The organism is Methanospirillum lacunae (assembly GCF_003173355.1).
GTDB lineage: Archaea > Halobacteriota > Methanomicrobia > Methanomicrobiales > Methanospirillaceae > Methanospirillum > Methanospirillum lacunae.
The window spans coordinates 1-13,039 of record NZ_QGMY01000017.1 but is presented as its reverse complement, the minus strand read 5'-3'; the positions used below and the strand labels follow the sequence as shown (position 1 = coordinate 13,039).

Here is a 13,039-nt window from a genome sequence, read left to right as displayed (position 1 = left end):
GGTAAGACCAGAATCCAGACTTCTAAAAAAATTGGAGAATGTATGAACGCACACACCTGCCAGCATTATGCTGACTTTATGAAACGCCGGGATGTTTCCTGGATCTTCTGCATCTGCTGCGCTTTATTTGTCATTGGCATGGGCCTTACTTTCCAGGCCCCCTGGGTTGACTGGGATGCTTCTGATTACATTAATGTGGCGGAAAATATTGTTCATGGGAAGGGAATAGTCAGTGGATGGGAATCAGATAATATCCATGCCTTCTGGCCATTAACTGTCTGGCCTCCTTTGTACCCTATTTTAATTGCTGCTTTCATGATGGTGGGTTTTACCTCAGTAAACGCTGCAATGTGGATCCCGATTCTATCACTTGCAGGCATTGTTATCGTTTCATTTTTCTTCGGTAGAGATCTTGATTCTCCAATAACCGGTTACTTATGGGCTATTTGTTGTTTGAGTCTTAGTTCATTCTGGGAAATGACCCGGTGGGCAATGACAGAAATGCCCTATATCTTCTTTTCATTTCTTGGGTTGTATCTGCTGCTGCGTTTTCTTAATTCACGAGATAACTGGTTCATCTTATTGTCCGCTCTATTCTGTGGAGCAGGAGCAGTAACCCGTTATATGGGGGTTACTCTGATTCTGACTGGTGTGCTGATCCTGGCAATTCAGTCCTGTAAGAAACCAAAAGACCGTATAAAACAGATTCTTATATTTGGCATAATCTCGTCTATTCCTGTTTCCCTGGTTTTTCTTCGAAATATAATTTATAAAGGCCAATTCAGTGGTGCAGACAGAGGTTCTGGATCTGGGTCCTTTCTTGGTACAACAAATGATATTGTACATGTTACCCTATCTGATTTGAATCCGTTTAGATCACTAACAAGTTCAGTGGTTTCATTCGGATTAGAGATACTCATCCTGCTGTCTCTAGTAATTATTGCAATTTTTCTTCTTTATGGGGTGTATTTTTCGAATAAAAATCAATTTAAGAACACCGCTAAGAAATTTCTCTACGATAAACGCATTGTGATTGCTTACACCCTGATTTATGTTATATCGCTTCTGGTGCTGGAGATTGGGATGGGGGACATTGCCTCAATACAAACCCGGTATCTCTTGCCCGTATATCCATTTATCGTGGTTTTATTATTTTCATTTATGCGTGGTGCATGTGCCCATATGGGTTATCGGGTCTGGAAAATTGTTTGCATGTTTATCTGCACCATTTTGGTTCTCTCTTTCTTTTCCAGTCAGATTATTGGTGCAATCCCTGTTATCTCTGATAAGGGTGGCAAGAGTTATACTGATCCATCCTGGTATAATGAACCGGTTGAGGAATATCAGTGGCTGATGGAAAACACTCCTCATGGCGCGGAAATCTTTAGCAACAATCCTCGTGCATTGCAGTTACATATGTCGAGACTGATAATACCCCTTCCTGAACGTGATAATACTGCTTATGCTAAAAAATTACTTTCAAAATTAAATCCAGGGCAAATGATTGTCTCTCTCAATGGGAAAAAGAGCACTGATCAGTACATGAATGCAGATGAATTCTTTTCTTACAACAAAAATTTCTCATCTCCCGCTGTATTCAAGCCAGTATTCTCTACCAGGGATGCTGAAGTGTATCAGGTTGTCAGTCCTGCATCCTGATCTTTTTTTGGTGCATGACGTGAAGGAATCTGCACCACAAACCCAAAGTCTTTATATGAATGGGGATGATTAGTATGATCATGTCTCAGAACACTTTCGAGGCAGGGAGCGCCGGTGTTGTACACTCGGCAGGTCGCTTTCTCCAGCGATAAGAATTCTACTGCAAAGAAGATCTCTGTTTTCGACACAACCCTCCGTGATGGGGAACAAACTCCTGGTGTATCTTTTACAACTGTTGACAAGATCGAGATAGCCAGACAGTTATCTGATATCGGTGTCAGTGTTATCGAAGCCGGGTTTCCAGCATCATCTCAGGACGAGTATGCAACGGTCAAAGCAATTGTAGCCGAAGGTCTGGAATCGACCATATGTGGGCTGGCCAGATCAGTGAAAGGTGACGTTGACCGATGTATTGATGCCGGGGTTGATATGGTACATGTGTTTATCCCCACTTCTGAAGTGCAGCGGACCCACACCATCAGAAAGACCCACGAGGAAGTTGTCTCGATAACTGGTGATATCGTCAGGTATGCCCGTGATCATGCTGATAAGGTCCTCTTTTCAGCAATGGATGCAACCCGTACAGATCTGCCTGAACTGATGGAGGTTTTCAAGGCAGCGGTTAATGCCGGGGCTACGGCAATCAACGTACCTGATACGGTCGGTGTTGCGACTCCTACCTCAATGAAATCTCTTATTTCTGCATTGAGGAAGGAGATAACCTGCACAATCGATGTTCATTGTCACAATGATTTCGGGATGGCTACTGCTAATACCATATCAGCGGTAGAAGCAGGTGCTGACCAGGTCCAGGTAACTGTTAATGGCATTGGTGAAAGGGCGGGGAATGCAGATCTGGCATGCACCACAATGATCATTGAATCTATCTTCGGCTACACCACCGGGATCAAAACTACCCGGCTGGTGGAAACTTCCCGAATGATTTCACGATTCTCTGGATTGATGGTACCTCCGAACTGGCCTGTAACTGGTGACTATGCATTTTCTCATGAGAGTGGTATTCACGCCCAGGGTGTACTGGAACACGCCAGTACATTTGAACCTGGCATCATGACTCCTGAAATGGTAGGGCACCGACGCAGGCTCAAACTGGGAAAACATGTTGGTAGACATGCAGTCAGGGAGATGTTGAACCAGGTCCATATTATTCCCGACGAGGAACAGATCGATGCAATTATTGCAAGGGTTAAGCAGATCGCCTCAAAAGGCAAGAAGATAACTGAACAGGATCTCTATGAGATTGCAGAGACTGTTGTAGGATCAGGAGCCCACAGCCGGTTTATTGATCTGATTGATATCGCCATCATGACCGGGAATCATATGATCCCGACAGCTACTGTCAGAGCCATGGTGAATGGTTCAGAGAAGGTTTGCAGTTGCACCGGTAATGGGCCGGTGGATGCAGCTGTCAGGGCACTGATCGGAACTGTCCCGAGGCATGCAGAACTGAAGGAGTTCAACGTCTCGGCGATCTCTGAAGGGAGTGATGCGATAGCACATGTTGCCCTGGTTGTTCAGGATGATAAGGGGCAACTGTTCGATGCAGCTGCATCGGGGGATGATATCGTACTGGCATCGGCAGAGGCAATGGCAAATGCATTAAATATGGTGTATCGGAATGGAACAGACAATAGTTGAGAAGATCTTCTCCCGTCGATGTAAAAAAGATGTTTTTGCAGGTGAAGTAGTGATGGCCCCAGTGGACGGTGCAATGATGCATGACATCACCGGTCCGCTGGCCATTGAAAAATTCTACGAGATGGGTGGCACAAAAGTTTTTGACCCGAAGAAGGTCATCATGCTCTTTGATCACCAGACCCCTGCTGACTCACTGAATGCTGCAGAAAACCAGAAGAAGATGCGTGCGTTCGGAAAGGAACAGGGTATCCTGAATTATGACATAAAAGAAGGGGTCTGCCACCAGGTTACCCTGGAAAAGGGACGTGTCTGCCCTGGTGACATTGTCATCGGTGGTGATTCACATACCTGTACCTACGGTGCTGTTGGTGCGTTCGCTACCGGGGTTGGTTCAACCGACCTAGGGTTTGCACTCAGGTATGGATGCCTGTATTTCCGTGTTCCTGAGAGCATCAGAGCAGATATTACCGGGAAATTTGCGAAACGGGTAGGAGCAAAGGATCTCATTCTGAAGATTATCAAGGAGATTACGGTAGACGGGGCGACCTATAAAGCGGTTGAGTTTACTGGTGATACAGTCTCTTCGATGCCGATGCCAGGGAGAATGACCTGCTGTAATATGGCTATTGAGATGGGTGGAAAAGCCGGGATAGTTCCGCCTGATCAGATTACAACTGAATATCTGAAGGGCAGGACCTCCTGTCCTCCTATAGATCTAACGAGTGATGATGGTGCTTCTTACTTGTCCAGAATGGAGTTTGATGTAGGTGATCTGGTCCCACAGGTTGCTGTTCCGCATAACGTTGATCAGGTTGTAGATGTTGACAAGATTGCTGGCACACCTGTAGATCAGGTCTTCATCGGATCCTGTACTAATGGGAGGTTTGAGGATATGCAGGAGGTTGCAGAAGTGCTGGGAGATCGATCCTTCTCTGACAATGTCAGAGTTCTGGTTATTCCTGCGTCAAAACCTGAGTACCTGAAGACCCTGCGTGCAGGAATCATTGAACGATTTGTTGAAGCAGGAGCCCTTGTTGAGGCACCCTGTTGTGGTCCATGTATGGGAGGCTCGTTTGGCCTCATAGCATCAGGTGAGGTCTCTTTCTCAACATCTAACCGTAATTTCAAGGGACGGCAGGGCTCTACAGAAGGAAAGGTCTATCTTGGATCTGCTGCCACGGCTGCTGCCACAGCAATCAACGGGGTTATTACTGATCCCCGGGAGGTGTGACGATGCGGGTCTGGAAATTTGGCGACAATATTGATACAGATGCAATCATCCCGGGGAGGTTCCTTACCATTAATGATCCTAAGGGTCTTTCAGAGCACGCTTTTGAAGGATTCAGGGATGAGTTTGCACAAGGAGTTAATAAAGGGGATATGATCGTCGCAGGACGCAACTTCGGTTGTGGTTCATCACGTGAACATGCTCCTCTGGCCCTTACTGGATCGGGAGTCAGCGTGGTCATTGCAGAGTCATTTGCCCGGATTTTTTACCGTAATAGTGTAAATGTTGGGCTTCTCCCTGTTATTTGCCCCCGTGCCGGAGAGATCTCAGAGCAGGATCAGATAACCGGGCACTTTGCAGAAGGATATATCGATGTTTCAGGGAGAAGACTCGACATCGAACCCGTACCTACATTTCTACAGCAGATTATTGATGCTGGTGGGCTTGTAGAATATGCAAAACAGATAAGGAGTGAAGACCTGTGCATGAAGTAGCTGTCATTGGTGGAGATGGTATCGGTCCTGAGATCATTGCATCTGGTCGTAAAGTGCTTGATGCGGCAGGAGAGCGATATGGATTTGAGATCGGCTGGACTGATTTTGATATTGGTGCAGAACGGTATCTTAAGACCGGAGAACTGGTAAGTGAAGCAGAGCTTGATGCTCTCTCTTCATACCCTGCAATATATTTCGGTGCCATCGGGGATGATCGGGTAACTCCGGGAATTCTCGAGAAAGGAATTCTGCTGACTCTCAGGTTTGCCTTTGATCAGTATGTAAACCTAAGACCGGTTAAGATGCTTGCCGGTGTGGATACTCCTCTTGCAGGAAAAGGTCCGAAGGATATAGATTTCCTTGTAGTAAGAGAGAATACCGAGGACTTCTACGTCGGTATTGGATCCCGGTTTTCGGGAAAAGAGAAGAAACAACTTGAGGTCGTGCGAAATCTCTATTCTGTCAAGTTTGGGCTTGATGTTGAGAGTGATGCAGAGGAGATTGCATACCAGATTGGAGTTCTGACCCGGGAAGGTTCAAGGCGAGTTATGGAGTATGCCTTTAACGCCTCCCGTAAACGCAGGAAAAAAGTGACCTCGGTTGATAAGGCCAATGTTCTTTCAGATGTATATGGCCTCTGGAGGGATGTATTCAGAGATGTTGCAGCACAAAACCCGGATATTACAACAGAGTTCAATTATGTGGATGCTATAACCATGTGGTTTGTTAAAAACCCTGAATGGTTCGATGTGGTTGTTACTCCAAATATGTTCGGTGATATCATCACTGATCTGGGTGCCATGATCCAGGGGGGGCTCGGTCTTGCTCCTGGAGGGAATATCAACCCCGAGGGAACGTCAATGTTTGAACCTATCCATGGTTCAGCACCGAAGTACAAAGGTCTGAATGTTGCCAATCCACTTGCAACTGTCTGGGCAGGAGCACTGCTGCTTGACCATCTGGGAGAAGCAGAAGCAAGTGAAGCAGTCGTTAAAGGTATTGAAGCGTCTATCGCCAACGGGATTGTCACCCGTGATATGGGTGGTTCAGCCACGACAAGTGGGGTAGGCGACTGGATTGCAAACTGGATTTCAAAATCCGCATAATCTTTTTTTTTATTGATCCGAAGTCTCTTATTCACATTAACAGTTTATAAAAAAACGCTAAGGGGGAGATTTGAACTCCCGAGAGGCAAGCCTCACAAGATTTCCAATCTTGCGCCTTCCCAGACTAGACTACCTCAGCAAAAGAATTGCCCTATAATGTTAGCTCTTCCAGATTTAAGCCTTGCTGGTCTCACCTGGTGTTGTGCGGCCTTTCCATATCGCAGGATATGCATCAGCATCAGGAAATATGATTCGCGGGGCAACAGCGAGTCCTTTTTCGTTGGGAATAATCCGGGATGCACTCATAAGTGCCTCACCGATACCTATCAGATCCCCGGAGTCAGTAAAGATTGCAACAAAATCATCCATTTGGAATGAGTCCGTTTTTACAATTCCTCTCATTGAGAGGCGTGCTCCATGGCATATTGCACCGGCAGCTGAATCCTTGATTGTTACAGTGGGCAGATGCTTTATTGAGTTCTCCATCGGCAGAAGCAGTCCAGACAAAATATCCGGATTTCCAGCTTTTGCTGCTTCTACCGCATCACGGACATCATGAAGAGTATGAATCTGCGACTCCCTGAAATCTGCAGACCTGCTTCTTCGCAGTTCTTGCATGTGTGCGCCGACACCAAGAGCCATTCCGATATGATGACAAAGTGATCTGATGTACGTTCCAGAATCACATCTGGCCCTGAGTAGCACCAGCCGCCCCTCACGGCTTAAAATTTCAAGTTCTAGGATCTCCCTGATTCTTAGTGCACGCTTAACTGCACTCCTACGGGGAGGACGCTGATATATTTTGCCTGTAAACTCTGAAATTGCGGTTTCAAGGTTCTGCTGACTGACATCCCCCTGCAGGCGCATCAGGCAGATATACTCTTTTTCATCTAGATGAAGGATAGAAGTCAGCCGGACCGCCTTACCGAGAAGCACAACAAGAACACCTGATACCTGGGGATCTAAAGTCCCAGTATGACCTACCTGGGAAACTCCTGTCATCTCTCGTACCCATGCTGCCACCTGATGGCTGCTCGGTCCTCTTGGTTTGTCAACAAGGATTATCCCTCCTCCGTTGGGTAAGGGGATTACTGGTTTTTTTACTGGATTAATGTCTGATATCGATTGCATGATAATTCAGGGATTCATCAGGAGAAAGAGGTTTAATTCATCAAGTGTTCCTTCAAGGGAGCCGTCGCCAACAACATCAGGTGATAACCCTGCCTCTTCCATGGCTGATGCGGTTACTTCTCCGATTGCAACGATGACCAGATCCTCTCTTCGTTTCCATATTGCCGATTTAAATGATAATGCACTTGTGAAGAGAATTGCTTCTGCAAATGTCAGATTAAGTTCCTCGTAGGTGGGTATAAGTGAATATATTGTGAATTCCTCAACAATCCCACCAGCATCAGTAATTGCATGCAATAGTCCTGGATTTGGAGCATCAGATCTGGGTATTCCTATAATTTTCCCAGATATCCATTCACCTAAGTATGGAACAAAAGCCCGAGAATAATACTCATGTAACACTTCACAAGGAACACCTGATTCTCTGAGGGCTTTTGCTGTTTGGGGACCTATGGCAATAACCCGGGGAAGTGGGCAATTTCCAAGGAGGGGTCCGATCTTATGGGCTGGAAGGGCACTTGTAAAAAATATACAATCAAATCGTTCTTCCTTTACCTGTTCTATGAAGAGATCAATTTGATCCTGGTCGATCTCACCTGTTAGTGGTGTAACCGGGTAACAGTCATGCCCACGACGTGCGCATCTCTGTTGATCATCCAGTTCCTTGCCACGAAGCCTGGTTATTGCGATCTTCATGCCTTCCCCTGATCACTGGTCAGCAGACCAGATATGCGGTTATTTTAAGCTCTCTTCACACTTATAATGCATGAGAATCCTATGATTCCTCTTCTGTCAGGGCTTATGTTCGGGCTTGTGTGTGGTGTTATCAGTGGCCTTATTCCAGGCATTCATTCAAACACGATGGCAGGAATCATGGCAGGTCTTTCTCCTGTATTGTTCCCCGTAATCGGAGCTGAAGGTCTTGTTGCTGCACTGATTTCCATGCTTATCGGTCACTCATTTCTAGATCTGATTCCGTCTACGTTTTTTGGAATTCCTGATTCCGGGACTGCCTTGTCAACGCTCCCGGCACATGCTCTTACACTGGAAGGGAAAGGGGAAGAAGCTGTCAGGCTATCTGCTCTTGGATGTATTTATGGTATAATTATCGGAGTGCCGGTGGCGATACTGGCATATGTTCTCCTGACTCCCATCCAATCATATATTGACTGGGTCTGTGGACCTCTTCTGATTCTGATCATGGGGATGGTAATTATTCAGGAAGGGTCAGTTCTCTGGGCTCTTTTGATCTTTGCATCATCAGGCCTTCTCGGGCTTTTTGCATTCAGGTTTCAATATCTTGTCTGGAACCTGAATGGTGAGAGTGCTGTTTTGATGCCTCTTCTAACCGGGCTTTTTGGTCTTTCTGTATTGATCGTATCCTCCCATACTCAGGTTCCACGGCAGCGGTATGCAAATCTTGGACTTGAGACTAAAAGTATTCTGTATGCCTCACTTTCAGGCACAATTGCCGGGTTGTTGGTTGGTTGGCTCCCTGGTCTTTCAACGGCATCAGCGACAGCTGTGATAAATGCAAGAATAAAATATGATACAAACAGGCGGACATACCTGGTCGCCGCCGGTGCAGCAGCATGTGCAAATGTGGTTGTGGGTCTTGCTGCATTCTATGGAATAGAAAGAACCAGAAACGGGGTTATGGTTATGATCTCCTCGCTAGACCCCCCTTCATTTCCGGTTCTCCTCCTTATCGTTATCATTGCATCAGGTGCCGCGTATCTGATTACATTGAGTATGTCATCGTGTGCCAAATGGTTCTCCGGATTGGATGGAAAAATGGTGAATACTCTGGTTGCAGGATTTGTGATCCTGTTGTGCGGGGTGATCTGTGGTCCTTTTGGGTTATTCATCCTAGTATGTGCCACGGGAATAGGTCTTATTCCAGGATTCCTGAATCTGTCACGGGTACCATGTATGGGGGTTGTAACATTGCCGGTTATTCTATATTCACTTGGACTTTGGGGTTTCTGATGGATTCAAAACAATCTGAAAAGACTGATGACCTGCATGTTTCTTCTTTCTATTGGTATGATGAGTTAAAGATTGAAAGGGATTCAACTTTACCTATTCCAACTGTTTTTTATTCCCGGTTCATTGAAAATGGGGGAAAACTCTCTATTCTACCGACCTGGAAGGAGGCAGTTACCAAAGGAATCTGTAAGGATAAGGATGATTATTATTTTTATCTCCGTGAAATCTGCCTAATGTGGTCAAGGAACAAGTTGCAGAAGTATAATTCATCTGAAGAAGTCAGGCTGGTAAAACTTATGCTGGTTCTTCGTGAGACGGACCTGATGATGAGTCGCCTTTCTGAACAAATTATTAACTGGGACTCGATGAGAGAAAGTGATTCGGATTCATCAGTAAAGCAAAAAAAGGGGTTAGATCCGATCAGGGAGATGGCATCAGGTACCGGAAATGATGGTATTTCGCTACTCTGTCGTGATCTTGTGAGCATGAAGGGGAGCAGGGGTAAACTCGTCCGGGATATTTCAATGAGATGTGAGAAACTCCTCCCTAATTGTAGTAATATTGTAGGTCCTCTGGTTGCTGCAAGGTTGTTGCTTGAGGCTGGTAGTCTGAAACGTTTGTGCAGAATGCCTGCTTCAAAAATTCAGGTTCTTGGAGCCCGTAATGCTCTCTTCTCGCATCTGTCTTCAGGATCTCCCCCTCCTAAACACGGTCTTATATTTGAGCATAAGCGAATACATGCTGCATCCCGGAGGATCAGGGGAAAGATCTCCCGGACTCTTGCTTCAAATCTTATAATTGCGTTTAGGATTGATTATTACCGAGGTACGATAGACTCTGCATTTCTAGAAAGAGCACAATTAAGAATTGAAAAGGCGGGGAAGAAATCTTGATCTGGCAGGATGGGATATTGTGCTCTACCGGAAAGGCAATCAAAGGAGACAGGATGATTGGGCCCCTTCGTGTCTGGCCACCGGAGAGAAGCAAATTAGCTGCACTCTATTATCTTGGTTCTGGACCGGAGATTATAAAAACGGATCAAATTCTTTACCTTGGTGCTGCATCCGGAACAACAGTGTCGTTTATCGCTGATTATGCAGATGTCGTGTATGCGGTTGAGATTGCTCCAGAACCCCTTGCGAAGTTGCTTGATGTATGTAATAATAGGATGAACATTCTTCCAATTCCTGCTGATGCAGCAACCCCTCTTGTCTACGCTCCTTTTGTCAGCACAGTTGATCTGCTTTACCAGGATATTGCACAGAAAGAACAGGTGGAAATCGTTTTAAATAATCTGGTTTTCCTGAAATCCGGTGGTTATTTAATTTTAATGCTAAAAACGAGGAGTGTTGCTACCCAAGAGGATCCTGAACAGATTTGCAGTAAAGCCGTTTCTAAATTACAGAATGCAGGTCTTGATGATATCAAAGTAACATGGCTTGATAGGTATCATCGTGATCATGCAGCAATTGTCTGTAAAAAAAGAGATTTAAAAGAATTATAGCCCGAAGCAGATTCGAACTGCTGTCACAAGGTCCAGAGCCTCGTATGATTGACCTCTACACTATCGGGCTTCGTGCCTCCATATTTTTCTAACTCGAAGTATATAATTGTGCTGTTTACAAGATCATTTCTCTAGATCTTTTCATCCTGTATGTTGCGCGATATGGAAGTTTTCCAGACTTGGTTTATTGGTTCAGCATCGGTGGTAAAGCCGAACCTATTGATCAGAAATATTTGGGCCTGGAGGATTCTACAGTGTTTAGACATTGATTCTCGCCTTTTTTCTTCTTAACGAAACCAGAAAGGATATAATATGGGGTTCACAAATATCTAGTCATACTTCGATTATCTCGGAGTATGTGGCACAAAGTCTGTTAAACATCGTCTGGATCAGCGATGTTTATTGGATCAGTGCTTTTCGAACAATCGGATTGTTCGGAGGACATGTAATGAACGCACGAATAGTAGTTTTAATGATGGTGCTTGTCGCATGTGCATTTATTGCACTTCCGGCATCTGCAGCCCTCAACAAGGTCAGCCAGGGAGGAGATATCTTCCTTGGAGAAAAGAACCTTGATGTGAGCGCAGCAACCGGCGGCGCCAAGCAGATTGCATGGTGGCAGCCAGGCAGCAACTCAGATACTGAGCAGCCTGCTGACATTCAGACAGTTAGCGATAACAAAGCATTCTACGTTTCACCAGACATCTTTGTCGGTAAGACCGGTATCTGGTACCAGTGGAATGGGACTGTAAAGGGTTCCCCAGCCTTCAACGTGAAGGAGCCTTCTCTCAGTCTTAAGATCTGGGATGCAACCGCAGGTGAGGATATCACCGGCAAGGCAATTCCAGTCGGCAACTACGCTAACTTTGCAGTTGAGACCAACATGCAGAGCCTTGCAACCCGTCCAGGGTACCAGGCAGCTGATGGTCCGTTCAAGCTGAAGGTCAAGACCTCAGACGGCGGTGTATACCAGCAGCTTGTTGGAAACAACGGCAAATCATGGCCACTTAATGCTCTGACCGTCAACCAGCAACTCTGGTACTGGGTTGGAGAAGGCAGTGACCACACCAAGTTCGCAAAGAACGACGGGTGGAACACCGCAGCCGAAGACCAGAACAACAACCGCCTGTACAAGGCTGGTGTGTACACGGTCTGGGCAGAGTGTAACGCCAATGCAATGAAGGATATGTACAAGGCACCAGATGGCTCGGACTACACCGGAAAGACTGTTTCCGCTGTAAAGAGCGTTCAGATTGCCACCGATCAAGTAAAGATCGAAGCCAACAAGGACACAGTAGTCCGTGGCAATCCGTTCTCCGTCACCATCACTGGTGTTCCAAATGCAGAGTACATTCTCTGGGTTAAGGGAACCAACTCCATGACCGGTGCAACTGGCGATCAGCCTCCGATGATCCTGACCACTCAGGACAACGTCAAGCAGGATGACCCAGCAGGCCCATACGAGATTGGAAAATACCAGTACGAGGGTGGCGCAGGGAAGAGCGTTAAGCAAGATGTCCCCGACGACCCCGACTACCATGGAACCAAGTGCTACGCGCAGGTAAAACTCAATTCCAGTGGTACCCGAACCGTTGAGTTCAAGACAACCAAAGACACCAAGGACAAGAAGTACACCGTTCGTGTCGAGCGCAAGTCCGGCAACCAGTACAAGTCCGATGAGGTCGATATCAAGGTAGAGAAGGGCGATGTTACCATCGTCGCTGCAGGCGACCAGAGCTACTACCTTGGTGAGGAAGTCAAACTCTCCGGAACTAACTCCGAGACTGACACTACCTATCTCTTCATCACTGGTCCAAACCTCCCAACCGCAGGTGCAATGCTCAAGTCTCCAAAGAAAGAAGTCAACAACAACCAGCCACAGTCCTTTGATGTAGCTGATGTTCAGGATGACGACACTTACGAGTACAAGTGGCAGACTGCAAACCTCGAGATGGATGCAGGAACCTACACTATCTACGCGGTTAGCGCACCAAACGACAAGGATCACCTGAATGATGCACAGTACGACACTGTCTCACTCGTGATCAAGAAGCCATACATCCAGGCAACTGCATCCGGCTCAGTCGTTGCAAAGGGTGACAAGCTCTACGTCAGAGGTACTGCAGAAGGCGACCCATCACTGGGAGTTGCACTGTGGATCCTCGGTAAGAACAAGGTTATCTACGCAACCGAATCCGTGAACGATGACATGTCGTTCGAGTACGAGGTTACCAAGGAAACTACCAAGAGCCTCTATGCAGGTCAGTAC

The 13,039-nt window shown here is 46.3% G+C and carries 11 protein-coding genes and 2 tRNA genes; 9 read left to right on the top strand and 4 right to left on the bottom strand.

All coding sequences use genetic code 11. The features are described from left to right. The first annotated feature begins 42 nt into the window (after nucleotides 1-42). The 5 genes from DK846_RS15815 (at nucleotide 43) to DK846_RS15795 (ending at nucleotide 6,146) form a co-directional block, all read left to right on the top strand. Nucleotides 43-1,659, top strand: coding sequence for an ArnT family glycosyltransferase (locus DK846_RS15815; protein WP_109969970.1), 1,617 nt, complete (start codon nucleotides 43-45; stop codon nucleotides 1,657-1,659). A gap of 114 nt (nucleotides 1,660-1,773) precedes the next feature. Continuing rightward, complete coding sequence (locus DK846_RS15810; protein ID WP_245926588.1) at nucleotides 1,774-3,318, top strand: 2-isopropylmalate synthase; 1,545 nt, start codon at nucleotides 1,774-1,776, stop codon at nucleotides 3,316-3,318. Next, the gene (locus DK846_RS15805; protein ID WP_109969968.1) at nucleotides 3,299-4,549 is read left to right on the top strand and encodes a 3-isopropylmalate dehydratase large subunit; all 1,251 of its coding nucleotides are present in this window, start codon (nucleotides 3,299-3,301) and stop codon (nucleotides 4,547-4,549) included. Before DK846_RS15810 ends, DK846_RS15805 begins: the two co-directional genes overlap by 20 nt. A gap of 2 nt (nucleotides 4,550-4,551) precedes the next feature. After that, entirely contained in the window at nucleotides 4,552-5,040 is a 489-nt protein-coding gene (locus DK846_RS15800) for a LeuD/DmdB family oxidoreductase small subunit (RefSeq protein WP_109969967.1), read from the top strand. Next, complete coding sequence (locus DK846_RS15795; protein ID WP_109969966.1) at nucleotides 5,028-6,146, top strand: isocitrate/isopropylmalate dehydrogenase family protein; 1,119 nt, start codon at nucleotides 5,028-5,030, stop codon at nucleotides 6,144-6,146. Before DK846_RS15800 ends, DK846_RS15795 begins: the two co-directional genes overlap by 13 nt. A gap of 55 nt (nucleotides 6,147-6,201) precedes the next feature. On the opposite strand, the gene DK846_RS15790 is transcribed toward DK846_RS15795, so the two are convergent. The 3 genes from DK846_RS15790 to DK846_RS15780 all read right to left on the bottom strand — a co-directional run bounded on the left by DK846_RS15790 (nucleotide 6,202) and on the right by DK846_RS15780 (nucleotide 7,973). After that, nucleotides 6,202-6,285: transfer RNA gene (locus tag DK846_RS15790), tRNA-Ser, on the bottom strand. Between the two features lie 35 nt (nucleotides 6,286-6,320). Beyond that, nucleotides 6,321-7,277, bottom strand: a complete 957-nt coding sequence (locus tag DK846_RS15785) for an RNA-guided pseudouridylation complex pseudouridine synthase subunit Cbf5 (protein ID WP_109969965.1) — start codon at nucleotides 7,275-7,277, stop codon at nucleotides 6,321-6,323. A gap of 6 nt (nucleotides 7,278-7,283) precedes the next feature. After that, nucleotides 7,284-7,973: a uroporphyrinogen-III synthase gene (locus tag DK846_RS15780; RefSeq protein ID WP_109969964.1), complete on the bottom strand. Its 690-nt coding sequence runs from the start codon at nucleotides 7,971-7,973 to the stop codon at nucleotides 7,284-7,286. Between the two features lie 81 nt (nucleotides 7,974-8,054). Between DK846_RS15780 and DK846_RS15775 the strand changes: the two genes are divergently transcribed. From DK846_RS15775 to DK846_RS15765, 3 genes are read left to right on the top strand one after another with little or no spacing between them, the layout of a single operon-like run. Continuing rightward, nucleotides 8,055-9,266, top strand: a complete 1,212-nt coding sequence (locus tag DK846_RS15775; protein WP_245926587.1) for a tripartite tricarboxylate transporter permease — start codon at nucleotides 8,055-8,057, stop codon at nucleotides 9,264-9,266. After that, the gene (locus DK846_RS15770; RefSeq protein WP_181391831.1) at nucleotides 9,266-10,159 is read left to right on the top strand and encodes an NOP5/NOP56 family protein; all 894 of its coding nucleotides are present in this window, start codon (nucleotides 9,266-9,268) and stop codon (nucleotides 10,157-10,159) included. Before DK846_RS15775 ends, DK846_RS15770 begins: the two co-directional genes overlap by 1 nt. Beyond that, nucleotides 10,156-10,770 carry a fibrillarin-like rRNA/tRNA 2'-O-methyltransferase gene (locus tag DK846_RS15765; RefSeq protein WP_245926586.1) on the top strand — a complete coding sequence of 205 codons (615 nt, stop codon included), beginning with the start codon at nucleotides 10,156-10,158 and terminating at the stop codon, nucleotides 10,768-10,770. Before DK846_RS15770 ends, DK846_RS15765 begins: the two co-directional genes overlap by 4 nt. On the opposite strand, the gene DK846_RS15760 is transcribed toward DK846_RS15765, so the two are convergent. Next, nucleotides 10,768-10,840 (bottom strand) — tRNA-Gln (locus tag DK846_RS15760). The genes DK846_RS15765 and DK846_RS15760 overlap by 3 nt on opposite strands. Before the next feature lie 378 nt (nucleotides 10,841-11,218). On the opposite strand from DK846_RS15760, the gene DK846_RS15755 reads away from it, so the two are divergent. Beyond that, nucleotides 11,219-13,039, top strand: a 1,821-nt coding sequence (locus DK846_RS15755; RefSeq protein WP_109970096.1) for an MEMAR_RS02690 family S-layer glycoprotein, incomplete at its 3' end; no start/stop codon positions are given.

Coding starts and splice junctions, on each gene's coding strand:
- DK846_RS15815 (WP_109969970.1), top strand. CDS start 43: ATGAACGCACACACCTGCCAGCATTATGCTGACTTTATGAAACGCCGG.
- DK846_RS15805 (WP_109969968.1), top strand. CDS start 3,299: ATGGAACAGACAATAGTTGAGAAGATCTTCTCCCGTCGATGTAAAAAA.
- DK846_RS15800 (WP_109969967.1), top strand. CDS start 4,552: ATGCGGGTCTGGAAATTTGGCGACAATATTGATACAGATGCAATCATC.
- DK846_RS15785 (WP_109969965.1), bottom strand. CDS start 7,277: ATGCAATCGATATCAGACATTAATCCAGTAAAAAAACCAGTAATCCCC.
- DK846_RS15780 (WP_109969964.1), bottom strand. CDS start 7,973: ATGAAGATCGCAATAACCAGGCTTCGTGGCAAGGAACTGGATGATCAA.
- DK846_RS15775 (WP_245926587.1), top strand. CDS start 8,055: ATGATTCCTCTTCTGTCAGGGCTTATGTTCGGGCTTGTGTGTGGTGTT.
- DK846_RS15770 (WP_181391831.1), top strand. CDS start 9,266: ATGGATTCAAAACAATCTGAAAAGACTGATGACCTGCATGTTTCTTCT.